Origin of the sequence: Jannaschia sp. W003 (assembly GCF_025144335.1) — a bacterium.
Classification (GTDB): domain Bacteria; phylum Pseudomonadota; class Alphaproteobacteria; order Rhodobacterales; family Rhodobacteraceae; genus Jannaschia.
The window spans coordinates 1,121,510-1,137,405 of record NZ_CP083539.1; the positions used below are offsets into that span (position 1 = coordinate 1,121,510).

Genomic DNA, 15,896 nt, shown 5'->3' on the forward strand with positions numbered 1-15,896 from the left:
CATGTCCACGCAAGACCCCCGCGATCCCCGCGAGGAGATCGTCGAGCACCTGCCGGCCATGCGGGCCTTCGCGGTGTCGCTGACGCGCAACGCGTCGCTGGCCGACGACATGGTGCAGGACGCGCTGGTGAAGGCCTGGTCGAACCTCGACAAGTTCCAGGCCGGCACCAACATGCGCGCCTGGCTCTTCACGATCCTGCGCAACACCTACTACTCGAACCGCCGCAAGGCGAAGCGCGAGGTCGCCGACGTGGACGGCACCATCACCGCCTCGCTGTCGCGCAAGCCCGACCACGACGGGCGCCTCAACATGATGGACTTCGAGACCGCCTTCGCGAAGCTTCCCGAGGAGCAGCGCGAGGCGCTGGTGCTCGTGGGCGCCTCGGGCTTCGCCTACGAGGAGGCCGCCGAGACCTGCGGCGTCGCCGTGGGCACCATCAAGAGCCGCGTGAACCGGGGCCGCGCCAAGCTGGCCGAGATCATGGGCGTCTCCTCCGACGAAAGCTTCGAGTTGACCGACCGCGCCACCATGGCCGTCGTCTCGTCGCTGCAGAACGGCAACCTCTGATGCTCGAAAAGGCGTGGCGGCAGCGCAGCCTCACGCTGCGCGTCCTCCTGCTCCTGTCGCTCGCGCTGATGCCGCTCGGCGCGATCGGCTTCTGGCAGACCCAGCGGCTCTCGGCCGAGGCGCCGCGCCAGGCCAAGGCGGCGCTGCTGTCGCTGACGGAACTGGCCGCCAACCCGCTGCAGGCCGCGGTGCAGCGCGGCGTGGGCGCCGCCCAGGCGCTCGCGCCCACGGTGGTGGTGCTGCGCGACGACCCCGCGGCCTGCTCCGAGTTCCTCGCCGACTTCCTCGCCCGATCGCAGAACTACTCCTTCGCCGCCTTCGTGCGCACCGACGGCATCCTCGAGTGCAGCTCGAACGGCGAGCGCGTGGACATCAGCGGCCTGTCCGCCTTCCAGGAGATCGTGCGCACCGGTAACCGCGGCGTCTTCCTCGAGCCCGACCCGCCCTACAGCGGCACCCCGGTGCTGGCGGTGGTCGAGGCCCTGCGCGAGGCGGGCGGCGAGGAGATCGTCGGCTTCCTCGTGATCTCCATCCCCGAGCGGACCATGGAGCTCACGGCGCTGGGCGCCGACGAGGACCGGCCGTTCTCGATGCTGATCTTCAACAGCCGCGGCGACCTGCTCACCTCGGGCCAGGACGTCGAGTCGGCGCGCACGATCCTGCCCGTGGGCGAGACCCTGCGCAGCCTCGCCGGCGGGCTCGGCCGCTCGTTCATCGCCGTGGACGGCGCCGGGCGCGAGCGGGTCTACGCCATCGTGCCGATCGTGCCCGACCTAGCCTACGCGCTCAGCTCCTGGCCGCAGGAGATGCTGGCCGGCAGCCGCTTCGACGACTTCGTGCTGACCGCGCTGATGCCGGTGCTGATGTGGCTGGCCTCGCTCTTGGTGGCGTTCCTCGCGCTCGAGCGGCTCCTGTTCCGCCACATCCGCACCCTGGGCCGCCAGATGCGCGCCTTCGCCCGCACCCGCCGCACCGTGCGCACCCCGATGCTGGCCGGCGCTGGCACGGAGCTGAGCCAGATCGAGGCCGACTTCCGCGACATGGCCCAGGCGATCATGCAGGACGAGGCCCAGCTCGAGGACCACCTGCGCGAGAAGAACATCCTCCTCAAGGAGGTCCACCACCGGGTGAAGAACAACCTCCAGCTCATCTCCTCGATCATGAACATGCAGATGCGCAAGATCGCCTCGCCCGAGGCGCGCGACGTGCTGCGCCGGGTGCAGGACCGGGTGATGGGCCTCGCCGCGGTGCACCGCTCGCTCTACCAGACCGAGGACATCGGCCGCATCGACGCCGCCGCCATGGTCTCCGACCTCGCCGGGCAGATCACCGCCAGCGCCTCGGGCGACGTGAAGCTCGACTTCCGCGCCGACACCGAGCGCGTGGAGATGGACCCGGACCGCGCGGTCGCCCTGTCGCTCACGGTGTCCGAGGTGATGACCAACGCCGTGGCCCATGCGGCGCGCCTCAAGGGTGCCGCGGAGACCCCGTGGATCCGCCTCGACCTGCGCCCCGTCGACGACGACCGCGCGCGGCTGCGGGTCTCGAACGCCTGCGCGCCCGGCGAGGCCGGCGCCCCGCCGGAGGGCGAGACGGTGACGGCCCCGCCCCGCGGCGAGGCCGGAGGGGCCGCCACCGGGGGCCTGGGAATGCAGCTCGTGCGCGCCTTCGCCCACCAGCTCGACGGCGAGATCAGCATCGACCAGCGCACCGACAGCTTCGTGCTCGACCTCACCTTCCCGATCGAGACCCACCGCGAGGGACCCCGTGACTACTGAACTCGCGGCGGGGGAGGCGATGGCGACGACGGACGGCGACGGCGCGCCCGTCGAGATCCTCGTCACCGCGGCCGAGGCCTATCCCGCCTTCGAGCGGCTGGTGCTGGGCGCCCGGCGCGAGATCACCGCCGGCTTCCGCATCTTCGACATGTCCACGCGGCTGCGCTCCGACGAGGCGCAGGCCGTGGGGCGCGACTGGTTCGACCTCCTGCTCCACGTGGTGCGCCGCGGCGTGCGCCTGCGGCTGCTGCTGTCGGACTTCGACCCCGTTGTGGGCACCGAGCTGCACGGCCTGACCTGGCGCACCATGCGCCAGGCCGCGGCCCTTGCCGAGCTGGCCGGCCCGGACGCCCGGATCGAGGCGATCGCCTCGCTCCATCCCGCGCGCATCGGCGTGCTCGCCCGGCTGGCGCTCTGGCCCCGCGTCGACCGGATGCTGCGCGAGAAGGCGGCCGATCTGCTGCATCTCGAGCGTCCCCGCCGCGCCCGCTTCCTGCAGGGGCACCCGCACCTGCGACGCCTCCTGATGGTCGACGAGGACCGCACCGGCCCGCGCCGCTGGCCGCTGCCGCCCCTCGCGCCGGTGACGCACCACCAGAAGGTCGCCGCGGTGGACGGCGAGGTGCTCTACGTCGGCGGGCTGGACCTCAACGAGCGGCGCTGGGACTCGCCCCGCCACGAGCAGCCCGCCGAGGAGACCTGGCACGACGTGCAGGCGATCGTGCGCGACCCCGCCGCGGCCCGGGCCCTGGCCGTGCATCTGGACGAGCTGGAGGACGTGATCCACCTGCGCGCCGCGCCCTCCGACCTCGGCGGGCGCATCCTGCGCACCGTGTCGGCGCGCCGCCGCCGCGGCCCCCTCGCGCTCTCGCCCAAGGAGCGCCTCAGCGAGATCAACGACGCGATCATCGGGGGCATCCGCACCGCGGAGCGGCTGATCTACCTCGAGACGCAGTTCCTGCGCAGCAGCCGCATCGCCTCGGAGCTGGCCCGCGCCGCGCGCCGCGCGCCCGGACTGGAGCTGGTGGTGATCCTGCCCGCGCGGCCCGAGGACGTGGCCTTCCTCGGCGCCCGCCGCGAGGACGCCCGCTTCGGCGAGTTCCTCCAGTACATGGCCGTGCGCCGCATCCGCCGGGCCTTCCGGGGGCGCGTCTTCGTGGGCTCGCCCGCCCGGCCCGTGACCGCGCAGACGCAGGGGCGCGACGTGTTCCACGGCGCGCCCATGATCTACGTCCATTCCAAGGTCTGCACCTTCGACGACCGCCTCGCCATCGTCTCCTCGGCCAACCTCAACGGCCGCTCCATGCACTGGGACACCGAGGTGGGCGTGCCGCTGCGCGACCCCGCCACGGTGCGCCACGTGCGCCTGCGCTGCATGGGCGCGATGCTCGGCGGCGCGATCGATCCGGCCCCCTTCGCCGAGCCGGGCGGCGTCGGCCACTGGCAGCGCCTCGCCATCGAGAACGCCCGCACCCGCCCCGAGGCGCGGCGCGGGTTCATGCTGCCACACCTCTCGACGCCGGCGCGGCGGTTCGGGCGCAAGCTCGCCACGGTGCCCGAGGAAATGGTCTGACGCTGCGGCGCCGCGGAACCGGCTCCACCGACGCGCGTTCCCACTCCGACCCTGCAGCAGGTGATCGGAGGCGTGGCGTATGACGATGGAAGTGTTTCTTGCCGGCCTTGCCGGCACGCTGTTCGTGGCGCTCCTGATCATGGCGCTCACGGGACGCTCGCCCGGATCCGGCGCGGCGCGCCGCCGGCGGCGCCCGTCGCAGGGGCATCGCGGCGCGGCCTCCGCCCGGAGCGCCCCGCCGCCGCCGCGGACCTGACGCGCGGACGCGCGGCGAATCCGCCGCGGTGCCCGCGTCTTGGGCGCCGCGCCGGAATCGCGCGGCGGGGCGCGGGGTTCGGTTGCGCCCACCCCCCAACCCGTCCATCGTGCGCCGATGAACTTCGATGAAATGCACGGCCCGGACGGCCGACCGCGCCCCGCCTATGCCGCGCTGGCCGAATGGTTCGACGCCGAGGATCCCGCCCGGCTGCGTGCCAAGACCCGCGAGGCGGACGAGCTGTTCCGCCTCATGGGCATCACCTTCAACGTCTACGGCGATCCGTCCGCCGACGAGCGGCTGATCCCGTTCGACATCGTGCCGCGCATCCTCGGGGGCCGCGAGTGGGCGCGCCTCTCCCGCGGCATCGAGCAGCGCGTGCGCGCCATCAACGCCTTCCTCCACGACATCCACCACCGCCAGGAGATCCTGCGCGCCGGCCGCCTGCCCGCCGGCATGGTGGCCCGCAACGAGGCGTTCCTGCCGCAGATGATCGGCGTGGCGCCCCCGGGCGGCGTCTACACCCACATCGTGGGCATCGACCTGGTGCGCACCGGGCCCGACGAATTCTACGTGCTCGAGGACAACGCCCGCACGCCCTCGGGCGTCAGCTACATGCTCGAGAACCGCGAGACGATGCTCCACATGTTCCCGGAGCTGTTCGCCCGCAACCAGGTGCAGCGCGTCTCCAACTACCCCCGCGACCTGCGCCGCAGCCTCGCCGCCTCGGCGCCGCCCGCCTGCGAGGGCGATCCCGTGGTGGCCGTGCTGACGCCGGGCATCCACAACTCCGCCTACTACGAGCACAGCTTCCTGGCCGACGAGATGGGCGTGGAGCTGGTCGAGGGCCACGACCTGCGCGTGGTGGACGGGCGCATCGCCATGCGCACCACCCGCGGCTACCAGCCGATCGACGTGCTCTACCGCCGCGTGGACGACGCCTACCTCGACCCCATCAACTTCCACCGCGACTCGATGCTCGGCGTGCCGGGCATCTTCGACGTCTACCGCGCGGGCGGCATCACCATCGCCAACGCGCCGGGCACCGGCATCGCCGACGACAAGGCGATCTACAGCTACATGCCCGAGATCGTGGAGTTCTACACCGGCGAGAAGCCTCTCCTGGAGAACGTGCCGACCTGGCGCTGCTCGGAGCCCGACAGCCTCGCCTACGTGCTCGACAACCTCGAGGAGCTGGTGGTCAAGGAGGTGCACGGCTCGGGCGGCTACGGGATGCTGATCGGCCCCACCGCCTCGAAGCGCGAGATCAAGGCGTTCCGCGCCAAGCTCGAGGCGCGGCCCGGCAACTACATCGCCCAGCCGACGCTGGCATTGTCCACCGTGCCGATCTTCACGAAGTCCGGCCTCGCGCCCCGCCACGTGGACCTGCGCCCCTTCGTGCTGGTCTCGCCGGACGGGATCGAGATCACGCCGGGCGGCCTGACCCGCGTGGCGCTCAAGAAGGGATCGCTGGTGGTGAACTCCTCGCAGGGCGGCGGCACCAAGGACACCTGGGTGCTGGGGGAATGATGCGCATGGACGTTTGTCGCACGGCCGCCGCCGCCACCCCGGGGAAGGGACGCTAGATGCTGGGCAAGACCGCCGGGGGCCTCCTGTGGATGTTCCGCTACCTGGAGCGCGCCGAGAACCTCGCCCGCCTCGTCGAGACCGGGCAGCGCATCGCGCTGACGCGGCCCGACACCGACGACGCCTCGGAATGGGCGTCGGTGCTGGAATCCGCCTCGGCGCGCGCGGGCTACGACGCGCACCACGACGCCGTGACGGGCGAGGGGGTCAGCGACTGGCTCCTGCGCCACAAGGAGAACCCGTCGTCGGTGATGGCCTGCCTCGACCAGGCCCGCTCCAACGCCAAGCTGGTGCGCACCGCGCTGACCCGCGAGGTCTGGGAGGGCGTGAACGAGGCCTGGATGACCGCCTGCACCGCGCTGCAGCGCCGCGTGCCGCCGCGCGACCTGCCGCGGGTGGTGGGCGCGATCCGCAACCGCTCGGCCTTCGTGCGCGGCACGCTCCACGGCACCATGCTGCGCAACGACAGCTACGACTTCGCACGTCTCGGCACCTTCCTGGAGCGGGCCGACGCCACCGCGCGCCTGCTCGACGTGAAGTACTACGTGCTGCTGCCCTCGGCCGCCGGCGTGGGGAGCCGCCTCGACAACGCCCAGTGGGAGGTGATCCTGCGCGGCGTGTCGGCCGAGAACGCCTTCCGCATCGTCCACGGCCAGGCCCGCGGCCCCGAGCAGATCGCCCACTTCCTGATCCTCGACGGGCGCATGCCGCGCTCCCTCGCCTTCTGCTACTCGAAGGTGCGCAACAACCTCGACTGGCTGCACAAGGCCTACGGGGGCGAGAAGCCCGAGTGCCTCGAGATGGCCGAGACGATGCGCGCCAAGCTCGGCGCCTGCACCAGCATCGACCCGATCTTCGAGGAGGGGCTGCACGAGTTCCTCCAGGACTTCCGCGCGCGCAACAACGCGCTCTCGCGCCAAGTCGAGACGGATTACAGGTTCTACGCATGAGCACCGCCGACACACGCCGCCTCGCGATCCGCCACGTCACCACCTACCGCTACGAGCATCCCGTCTCGGGCGGGCTCCAGCAGGTGCGCCTCACCCCCAAGAGCCGCGCGGGCCAGACCGTGCTGCGCTGGGACACCAGCGTCACCGGCGGGCGCGTGGAGACCCAGTTCGAGGACCAGCACGCCAACCGCGTGCACCTCGTGTCGCTCGACGAAGGCGCCACCGAGGTGGTGGTCACCGCCGAGGGCGAGGTCTCGGTCGAGGACCGCAAGGGCGTGATCGGCGCGCAGGGCGGCTTCATGCCGCTCTGGGCCTTCCTGCGCCCCACGGACCGCACCCGGCGCGGGCCGGGCCTGCTCGCGCTCGTGCGCGAGCTGCGCGGCATGGACGACCAGCTCGGGCAGATGCACGCGCTCTCGGCCGCAATCCGCGAGGCCATTCCCTACGCCACGGGGACCACCGACGTCGGCATGACCGCCGAGGAGGCCATGGAGGCCGCCACCGGCGTGTGCCAGGACCACGCCCACGTCTTCGTTGCCGCCGCCCGCCTGCTCGAGCGCCCCGCGCGCTACGTGTCGGGCTACCTGCGCATGGACGCGCGCGAGGAGCAGGAGGCCACCCACGCCTGGGCCGAGGCCCACGTCGACGGGCTGGGCTGGGTCGGCTTCGACGTCAGCAACGGCATCTCGCCCGACACGCGCTACGTGCGCGTGGCCACCGGGCTCGACTACGACGACGCGGCCCCGATCCGCGGCATCCGTCGCGGCCGGGGCGGCGCGGAGATGGAGGTGGCGCTGCGCGTCGCCGACGCGCAGACGCAGTCGCAAACGCAGCAGTAGCAACGGTTTTCGGGATCGGCGCGCGTCCGGAAACGGGCGCGCGTCCGGCTTTCGCCCTTAGGGTGTGCCGGTTCTGCAAACTCGCCTTCGTCCGGAAGGTGCACCACATCCGCAACCTCGGGTTCGCCCCAGAGGTGCACCACATCCGCAACGATGCATGCGCTCGCGCGGGGATTGTGGGAATCGGAGGGAGCGGGCCTTCTGCATGGACCGGCGGCGCTCCGCGGTCGGCAACGGAGGGACCCCATGGTCACCAGCATCTGCATCTTCGCCGTCTGCGCCGCACTCACGCTGAGCAACTGACGACAGCCGACTCACGACCGACGACGAATTCGACGTCAGCCACGCGACACCGCAAAGCCATCGGCAACGCGGCACCACTCCGATCCGCACGCAGGGCCCCGGGTCCGTCGAACGGACCCCGGCACGTCGCGCGCCTTTGCACCTTATGAACCCGCCTTAACGGATTCGCAACCCTCGTGCCGCACCCGGGGGGGCTCCGGACGTCGCCGCTGGGGAAACGATGGGTTCCCCCGCGCCCGGATTGCGGGAATCGCCCCGATTTGCAGCTCTGGTCCCGCCGGTGGCATGTTGCCCCCGGGAATCCGGAGTATTCTAGAGAATGAAGTTCGCTTTCCTCGCCGCCACGCTCGCGGCGACCCTCGCCGGTTGCGGCACCACCTACCAGATTTCCGAGATCGACCCGGGCACCGCCAGCACGGCGGCGCGCATGTTCGCCGAGGCCTCCTCCGATGCCCGGCGCGCCCCGGCGGGCCCCGCGGAGGCCCTCGCGCGCTTCGAACGAGTGGTCGCCCGCGTCCGGCCTGTGGCCGAGCGCCTCTGCGCCGATGAGCTGGGCCGGGGCGTCGCGGCCTGCGGCGCGCGGATCGGCATCGACACGGCGATGCCCGTGCCCAACGCCTACTTCACCTACGCGGACGAGGCGAAGCGCGAGCCGCGGATCATGGTCACCGTGCCGATGCTGCGCGACGTGGCCAACGACGACGAGCTCGCCTTCGTGGTGGCCCACGAGTACGGGCACCTGATCGGCCAGCACATCCAGAAGGCGGAGCAGCAGGCACTGGCCGGCGCGCTGCTTCTCGGCGTGATCGCCGCGGCGGCGACCCACGACATGCCGCACACGCCGTACCGGCAGGACCTCATCGAGGACAGCATGTCACTCGGCGGCGCGGTCGGGAGCAAGGCCTTCTCGCAGACCTACGAGCTGGAGAGCGACACGCTCGGCACCGCCATCGCGCGCATGGCGGGCTTCGATCCCGTGGCCGGCGCGCGCTACTTCGCCCGGCCGGCGCCGGAGCGGGCCGCCGATGGCGGGCTGTCGTTCTGGGGCACCCATCCGCCCGACGAGACCCGCATGGCCACCGTGATCGCCACGAACCGGCAGATCGACGAGCATGGGGGCCTGGTCCGCAAGCGCTAGGCCGCCCCGTGCGGCGGGTGCCTCAGCCGTCCGGCGCGCCCGCGAAGCGCCACGCGCCCGCCGCCTCCCAAGGCCCGCCCCGGTAGCGCCACAGCGCCAAGCCGGTCCCCGTGCCCTCCCAGGGCGCGAAGCCCGCCTGCAGGCGCTGGAGCACCGCCGCCGCCACCGCGGGCGCCACCTTGTTCTGGATCGTCACGTGGGGTCGCCCGCCGCCCCGGTCCTGGGGCGCGAGCTCGAAGCCCCGCGCGATCTGCGAGCGCACCGCGCGCAGCCCCGGCACCTCGAGCCGGAAGGCCGCGCCGGCGCGCCCCAGCGGCATCACGGCCGTTACCCGGAAGGGCAGGGGGGCATGGGCCGCGGCCACGTCCTCGAGCCGCCCCGCCACCGCCACGACGTCCTCGCCCGGCAGCTTGTGGAACAGCGTGACATGGGCCGGCACCTGCTGGCGGTGCAGCGGGAACCAGCGCCGGCGCGCCGCCTGGAAGCGGGCGTCCGAGGCGGGGTCCACCTCCAGCGTGACGATCAGCGGGTCCATGATCCGGGGAACTCCCCCGCCCCCGTCACGTTCCCGTTGCACCCGGCGCCCAACCGGCATCATGCTCGGCGCGCAACCAACGGAAACCCCCCACCCATGACCTACTGCGTCGGCCTCCAGCTCGATCGAGGCCTCGTCTTCATGTCCGACACCCGCACCAACGCCGGCGTCGACAACGTCTCGTCCTACCGCAAGACCTTCACCTGGGAGGTGCCGGGCGAGCGCGCCATGGTGCTGATGACCGCCGGCAACCTCGCCACCACGCAGGCCGTGGTCTCGTTGCTCGACGAGCGCAACCTCCACCCCGACGACCGCAGCCCCTCGCTCCTGACCGTGCCGTCCATGTTCCAGGCCGCCCGCCTCGTGGGCGAGACCCTGTCGACCGTGATCGGCGAGCGCACCAACAGCAAGGGCGGCACCTTCTCGGCCTCCATGATCCTGGGCGGCCAAGTCGCGGGCAGCCCGCCGCGGCTCTACCTGATCTATCCCGAAGGCAACTTCATCGAGGCACAGGCCGACACGCCGTTCTTCCAGGTCGGCGAGACCAAGTACGGCCGCCCGATCCTCGTGCGGGCCTACGACCGCGAGATGAGCTTCGAGCGCGCCGTGAAGCTGCTGATGGTCTCGTTCGACTCCACGATCCGCGCGAACCTGTCGGTGGGCACGCCGCTCGACCTTCAGATCCTGGAAGCCGACGGCCTGCGCCTCGGCTACAGCCGCCGCATCGAGGAGACCGACGCCGACTGGCACGCGATCTCCGACGGCTGGTCCGACGCCCTGCGCAACGCCTTCGACAGCCTGCCCGACGTGCGCTTCTGAGGCCCGGCCTCCGGCGCCCCGCCCCGGGCGCCGCGCCGTGCCTTGATCCCCGCCCCCCGCCCGCTACCCTCCGCCCATGCTCCTGGAAGTCCGCGACGTCGCGAAGACCTTCGACACGGCGGACGGCCCCCTCCGGGTGCTCGACGGCGTGTCCTTCGACCTGGAGGGCGGCGAGACGCTCGCCCTCACCGGCGAGAGCGGGTCGGGCAAGTCCACGCTTCTCCACCTCCTCGCCGGTCTCGACACGCCGGATGCGGGCACCATCCGCATCGACGGCACCGACATCGCTGCCGCGGGCGACGCGGAGCGCGCGGCCCTGCGCCGCGACGCGGTGGGGCTGGTGTTCCAGCAGTTCAACCTGATCCCCTCCTTGCGCGTGCGCGACAACCTCGCCTTCCACGCCCGCCTCGCCGGGCGCGAGGCCGACCCCGGCCCCATCGCCGAGCGCCTCGGCCTCGCGGACTTCCTCGGCCGCTGGCCCGAGCAGCTCTCGGGCGGGCAGCAGCAGCGCGTCGCCATCGGCCGCACGCTCCTCGCGCGCCCCCGCCTCGTGCTGGCCGACGAGCCCACGGGCAACCTCGACGAGGCGACCGGCGACGCCGTGCTCGACCTCATGGTCGAGAGCGCCGACGCCTCGGGCGCGGGCCTCCTGATGGTCACCCACTCCGAGCGGCTGGCGGCGCGCATGGGGCGGCGCCTGCACCTGCGCGCGGGCGCGCTGGCGTGATCGCCCCGGCCCTGCGCGCCCTGCTCGGACACTGGCGCCGACACCCGCTGCAGCTCGCCACCCTCGTGATCGGCCTCGCCCTCGCCACCGGCCTCTGGACCGGGGTGCAGGCGATCAACGCGCAGGCCCGCAGCTCCTACGCCGAGGCCGCCGACTCGCTGGCCGGCGACACGCGCCCCCGGCTGGAAGGAGCGATGACGCTCGCCGACTTCGCCGCCGCGCGCCGTGCCGGGTGGCTGGTCACCCCGGTGCTGGAGGCGCGCCTTCCGGGCACCCGCCTGCGCCTCCTCGGCGTCGATCCGTTCACCATGCCCCCGGACGCCGCGGCCGAGCCGCTGGGCGACCCGAGCCTCCTGCGCGACTTCCTCGCGGGCCTCGTGGTGCTGGGCGCGCCGGACACCGTGGCCGGCATGGAGGACCCCTCGCTCGCCCGCGCCGTGCCGGGCATGGCGCCGGGTCTCGTGGTGGCCGACATCGAGGCCGCGCAGCGCTTCGAGGGCACGGACCGCGTCGACGCGCTGGTGGTGCTGCCGGGCAACCGCGAGGGCCTTCCCCCCCTGGAGGAGCTGATCCCCGGCACCCGCCTCGTCCGTCCCGAAGGGAACGGCGGCGGCGAGATCGCGCGGCTCACCGACAGCTTCCACCTTAACCTCACCGCCTTCGGCCTGCTCAGCTTCGCAGTGGGGCTCTTCATCGTCCACGCCGCGATCGGCTTGGCCTTCGAGCAGCGCCGCCCGCTGTTGCGGACCTTGCGCGCCATCGGCCTGTCGGCCCGCAGCCTGACGCTCGCCCTCGCCTTGGAGCTCGTCGCCCTCACGCTCCTCGGCGGGGGCCTCGGCGTCGTGCTGGGCTACCTCGTAGCGGCCCTCCTGCTGCCCGGCGTGGCGGCAACGCTCTCGGGCCTCTACGGCGCCACGGTGGCGGGAGGGCTGACGCTCTCTCCCACGTGGTGGCTCTTGGGCTTCGCGATGGCCGGGGCGGGGCTGGCGCTGGCCGGAGGGCGGAGCCTCTGGCAGCTCGCGCATCTGCCCGTGCTCGCCCCCGCCATGCCGCGCGCCTGGGCGCAGGCCAAGCGGCGCACGCTGCGATGGCAGATGGCCGGTGGGCTGGCGCTCCTCCTCCTCGCCGCGCTGCTGGCCGCCTTCGGCACCGGCCTCGTCGCCGGCTTCGCGCTGCTCGGCGCGCTCCTGCTGGGTGCCGCGCTCCTCCTGCCGCCGATCCTCGTCGCCGTGCTCGACCTCGGTGCGCGCCTCGCCCGCGGCCCCGTGGCGCAGTGGGTCTGGGCCGACGCGCGCCAGCAGGTGCCGGGGCTGAGCCTCGCGCTCATGGCCCTCCTGCTGGCGCTGGCCGCCAACATCGGCGTGGGCACCATGGTGGGCAGCTTCCGCGCCACCTTCACCGGCTGGCTCGACCAGCGGCTGGCGGCCGAGCTCTACCTCACCGCCGCGGATGCCGCCGAGGCGCAGCGGATGCTGCAGTTCCTCGACGGCCGCGTCACGGCCCTGCCCATCGTTTCCGAGGAGGCGCGCGTGGCGGGCATGCCGGGCGAAGTCTTCGGCATCCGCGACCACGCCACCTACCGCGACCACTGGCCCCTGTTGGACGCCGCGCCGGGCGCCTGGGACCGGCTGGCCGCGGGCGAGGGCGCCATGGTCAACGAGCAGGTCGCGCGCCGCGAGGGCCTGTGGACCGGCGACGCGATCGACCTCGGGCGCGCGGGCACCTGGGAGATCGTCGGGGTCTATTCCGACTACGGCAACCCGCGCGGACAGGCCTATCTCGGCGCGAGCAGCTTCTTCGAGGCGTTCCCGGACGCCGTCGCCACCCGCTTCGCCCTGCGCGTCGCCCCCGACGAGGCCCCCGCACTCGCCGACGCGCTGGCCGAGGCGTTCGCGCTGCCGCCCGACCGCTTGGTGGACCAGGCCAGCGTGAAGCGGTTCTCGCTGGAGGTGTTCGACTCCACCTTCGCCGTCACCGCCGCCCTGAATGCCCTGACGCTGGGGGTGGCGGGCTTCGCGCTCTGGGCCTCGCTCGCCACGCTCGCGGGGATGCGCGTGCCGCAGGTCGCCCCGCTCTGGGCGCTGGGCCTCACGCGCCGGCGCATAGCTTTACTGGACGTGGCGCGGGCCGCGGCGCTGGCCGCTCTCACGGCGGTGCTGGCGATCCCCGTGGGCATCGTGCTGGCCTGGGCGCTGCTGGCGGTGGTCAACGTGCTGGCCTTCGGCTGGCTGCTGCCCCTCGCGCTGTTCCCGCTGGACTGGCTGCGCCTCGCTGCCCTCGCCCTCGTCGCGGCGACCCTCGCCGCGGCCCTCCCGGCGCTGCGCCTGTGGCGGATGCCGCCGGCCGACCTCGTGAAGGTGTTCGCCCATGAACGCTAGGGACCGAGATGTTTCGCATGCGAAACACCTTGCCGCGGTGTTAACGCTCTTCGCCCTCCTCCTCGCTCCCGCCGCCGCGCCCGCGCAGGGCTTCGCCGGGCTGGGGCAGGGGGGCGTGGGCTTCGCCATGCCCGAGCCGTCGCCCCGCTTCCGCTTCCCCGAGGACCATGGCGCGCACCCGGAGTTCCGCATCGAGTGGTGGTACCTGACTGCCGTCCTGCGCGGCGAGGACGGGCGCGACTACGGCGCGCAGTGGACGCTGTTCCGCTCGGCCCTCGCCCCCGAGGGCCCGCAGGTCTGGATGGGCCATTTCGGCCTCACCACCCCCGACGCGCACCTGTCCGGCGAGCGCCTCGCCCGCGGCGGCGTCGGCCAGGCGGGCGTGGAGCCCGCGCCCTTCGCCGCGTGGATCGACGATTGGCAACTTGCGGGGCCGTCGCTGGACCGCCTCGCCTTGTCCGCCCGCACGGACGCGGCGGGCTACGACCTCGGCCTGGAGGCCACCGGCCCGCTGGTGTTCCATGGCGACGGGGGCTTCTCCGCCAAGTCCGCCTCGGGGCAGGCCTCGCTCTACTACTCGCAGCCCTTCTACGAAGTGTCCGGCACCCTGCACCTGCCCGGCGGCGACGTGGCCGTCGAGGGGCAGGGCTGGCTCGACCGCGAGTGGTCGTCGCAGCCCCTCGAGGGTGACCAGGAGGGCTGGGACTGGTTCTCATTGCACCTCGAGGGCGGCGCCAAGCTGATGGCCTTCCGCCTGCGCGGCGGCACGCCCTTCACCTACGCCTCGTGGATCGAGCCCGACGGCACGCTGACGCCCCTCTACGACGCCGTGATCCTGGAGCCGCTGGAGGTGGCCGAGGTCGAGGGCCGGGACGTGCCCGTGCGCTGGCGTCTCGCCCTGCCGGAGCGCGACCTTGACGTGACCGTCTCGGCAGTGAACCCCGACAGCTGGCAGGCCACGTTGTTCCCCTACTGGGAGGGGCCGGTGACGGCGGAGGGCACCCATGCGGGCCGGGGCTTCCTAGAGATGACCGGCTATGAGTGAGGCGGGTTGGGCCTCGTTGGAGGCACTGGAAGCGCACCTCTGGCGCCGCCTCGCCCGCGCCGCCGCGGAGGCCGCCGACCCCTGGCGCTTCCCGCAGATCGCCACGACCGGCGCGGACGGGCCGCAGCTCCGCACCGTGGGCCTGCGCCGGGCCGGGGGCGGCACGCTGGAGGTTCATGCCGACGCGCGCACGCTCAAGGTGGCCGAGCTGCGCCATGACCCCCGCGCGCAGCTCCTGTTCTGGGACGCGGGCACGCAGGAGCAGCTCCGCGTCTCGGTGGAGATGCGGGTGGAGGTCGGCGACCCCGAGCGCTGGGCGCGCGTCCCCCCCGCGGGCCGCGTGAACTACGGCACCGACCCCGCGCCCGGCACGCCGATCGACGGCCCCGAAGCCTACGCGCGGACGCCCGAGTGCGCGCGCCACGCCGCGCTGGTGGGGCGGGTGCGGGGCATGGACGCGGTGTGGCTGGCCCCCGCCGTGCACCGCCGCGCGATCCGGAATGCGGGCGGCTGGCGCTGGGTCGCGCCTTGAGGATGCGTTAAGCCCCGGCGTGCTAGCGCGCGCCCATGAGCGACGAGAGCCAACGCCCCATCATCATCAAGCGCAAGAAGGCGGGGGGCGGCGACGGCCATCACGGCGGCGCGTGGAAGGTGGCCTACGCCGACTTCGTGACGGCGATGATGGCCTTCTTCATGCTCATGTGGCTGCTCAATGCGACCACCGAGAAGCAGCGCAAGGGACTCTCCGACTACTTCAGCCCCACCGTGCCGCTGGCCCGCTCCTCGGGCGGCGGCGACGGGGCGCTGGGGGGGCAGACGCTCACGGCCGCCGACGGCACCGTGCAGGCCGGCTCGGGCGGCCTGACGGAGCGTCAGCTACAGGGCTTCGGCGAGGGCGAGGCCGCCGCCGTGCGCGAGGCGGCCGAGGCGATCCTGGGAAAGGGCGGCGACAGCGTCCTCGAGGAGAACGACCGCTCCCACGTCACCGTGCGCATGACCGACGAGGGGCTGGTGATCGAGCTGTTCTCGATCCCCGGCTCGCCGCTCTTCCTCGGCGGCGCCGTGCCTTCGCCACTGCTGGAGCGGCTGGTTCGCACCATCTCGGCGCAGGCCTCCGGGGTGGAGGCAGGCATGGCGCTGGCCGCCCACGTGGCGCGCGAGCCGCTGGTGCGGCGCGACCGGCCCGCCTGGGACCTTTCGCTCGCGCGAGTGCAGGCGCTGCGCGGTCTGGTGGAGCAGGGCGGGCTGCCGCCAACGCGCCTGCGCCGCCTCACGGGCCACGGCGACCGCGAGCCGGCGGTGGCGCCGCCCGTGGACCTGCGCAACGACCGGGTCGAGATCGTGCTGCTGCGCCCCGATGCCTAAGTTTCGCCGCACTCGCGCCGCCGGCGTTAGCGGCC

The 15,896-nt window shown here is 73.2% G+C and carries 15 protein-coding genes; 14 read left to right on the plus strand and 1 reads right to left on the minus strand.

The window, feature by feature from the left end:
• Position 1: 1 nt before the first annotated feature.
• The 8 genes from K3554_RS05365 to K3554_RS05405 all read left to right on the plus strand — a co-directional run bounded on the left by K3554_RS05365 (position 2) and on the right by K3554_RS05405 (position 8,992).
• Positions 2 to 568 carry an RNA polymerase sigma factor gene (locus K3554_RS05365; protein WP_259944688.1) on the plus strand — a complete coding sequence of 189 codons (567 nt, stop codon included), beginning with the start codon at positions 2 to 4 and terminating at the stop codon, positions 566 to 568.
• The gene (locus K3554_RS05370; protein ID WP_259944692.1) at positions 568 to 2,346 is read left to right on the plus strand and encodes a sensor histidine kinase; all 1,779 of its coding nucleotides are present in this window, start codon (positions 568 to 570) and stop codon (positions 2,344 to 2,346) included. The genes K3554_RS05365 and K3554_RS05370 overlap by 1 nt, the downstream gene beginning before the upstream one ends.
• Positions 2,336 to 3,919: a phospholipase D family protein gene (locus K3554_RS16830; protein ID WP_311200375.1), complete on the plus strand. Its 1,584-nt coding sequence runs from the start codon at positions 2,336 to 2,338 to the stop codon at positions 3,917 to 3,919. Before K3554_RS05370 ends, K3554_RS16830 begins: the two co-directional genes overlap by 11 nt.
• 79 nt (positions 3,920 to 3,998) lie before the next feature.
• The gene (locus K3554_RS05385) at positions 3,999 to 4,175 is read left to right on the plus strand and encodes a hypothetical protein (protein ID WP_259944693.1); all 177 of its coding nucleotides are present in this window, start codon (positions 3,999 to 4,001) and stop codon (positions 4,173 to 4,175) included.
• Positions 4,176 to 4,292: 117 nt separating this feature from the next.
• Entirely contained in the window at positions 4,293 to 5,705 is a 1,413-nt protein-coding gene (locus K3554_RS05390; protein ID WP_259944696.1) for a circularly permuted type 2 ATP-grasp protein, read from the plus strand.
• 56 nt (positions 5,706 to 5,761) lie between these two features.
• Positions 5,762 to 6,712, plus strand: a complete 951-nt coding sequence (locus K3554_RS05395) for an alpha-E domain-containing protein (protein WP_259944699.1) — start codon at positions 5,762 to 5,764, stop codon at positions 6,710 to 6,712.
• On the plus strand, positions 6,709 to 7,551 hold the full coding sequence (locus K3554_RS05400; protein WP_259944700.1) for a transglutaminase family protein: 843 nt from the start codon (positions 6,709 to 6,711) through the stop codon (positions 7,549 to 7,551). Before K3554_RS05395 ends, K3554_RS05400 begins: the two co-directional genes overlap by 4 nt.
• A gap of 622 nt (positions 7,552 to 8,173) precedes the next feature.
• Positions 8,174 to 8,992 carry a M48 family metalloprotease gene (locus K3554_RS05405; RefSeq protein WP_259944702.1) on the plus strand — a complete coding sequence of 273 codons (819 nt, stop codon included), beginning with the start codon at positions 8,174 to 8,176 and terminating at the stop codon, positions 8,990 to 8,992.
• Between the two features lie 22 nt (positions 8,993 to 9,014).
• On the opposite strand, the gene K3554_RS05410 is transcribed toward K3554_RS05405, so the two are convergent.
• Positions 9,015 to 9,527 (minus strand): 2'-5' RNA ligase family protein, encoded by a 513-nt coding sequence (locus K3554_RS05410; protein ID WP_259944703.1) that lies wholly within the window; start codon positions 9,525 to 9,527, stop codon positions 9,015 to 9,017.
• Between the two features lie 96 nt (positions 9,528 to 9,623).
• On the opposite strand from K3554_RS05410, the gene K3554_RS05415 reads away from it, so the two are divergent.
• The 6 genes from K3554_RS05415 (at position 9,624) to K3554_RS05440 (ending at position 15,861) form a co-directional block, all read left to right on the plus strand.
• Entirely contained in the window at positions 9,624 to 10,346 is a 723-nt protein-coding gene (locus tag K3554_RS05415; RefSeq protein ID WP_259944705.1) for a peptidase, read from the plus strand.
• A gap of 76 nt (positions 10,347 to 10,422) precedes the next feature.
• A complete protein-coding gene (locus tag K3554_RS05420) occupies positions 10,423 to 11,073 on the plus strand; it encodes an ABC transporter ATP-binding protein (RefSeq protein ID WP_259944707.1) in 651 nt (216 codons plus the stop codon).
• On the plus strand, positions 11,073 to 13,451 hold the full coding sequence (locus K3554_RS05425) for an FtsX-like permease family protein (protein WP_259945797.1): 2,379 nt from the start codon (positions 11,073 to 11,075) through the stop codon (positions 13,449 to 13,451). The genes K3554_RS05420 and K3554_RS05425 overlap by 1 nt, the downstream gene beginning before the upstream one ends.
• Positions 13,441 to 14,496, plus strand: coding sequence for a lipocalin-like domain-containing protein (locus K3554_RS05430; RefSeq protein WP_259944709.1), 1,056 nt, complete (start codon positions 13,441 to 13,443; stop codon positions 14,494 to 14,496). Before K3554_RS05425 ends, K3554_RS05430 begins: the two co-directional genes overlap by 11 nt.
• Entirely contained in the window at positions 14,489 to 15,028 is a 540-nt protein-coding gene (locus K3554_RS05435; RefSeq protein ID WP_259944711.1) for a pyridoxamine 5'-phosphate oxidase family protein, read from the plus strand. The genes K3554_RS05430 and K3554_RS05435 overlap by 8 nt, the downstream gene beginning before the upstream one ends.
• 35 nt (positions 15,029 to 15,063) lie before the next feature.
• Entirely contained in the window at positions 15,064 to 15,861 is a 798-nt protein-coding gene (locus K3554_RS05440) for a flagellar motor protein MotB (protein ID WP_259944714.1), read from the plus strand.
• Positions 15,862 to 15,896: the final 35 nt, after the last annotated feature.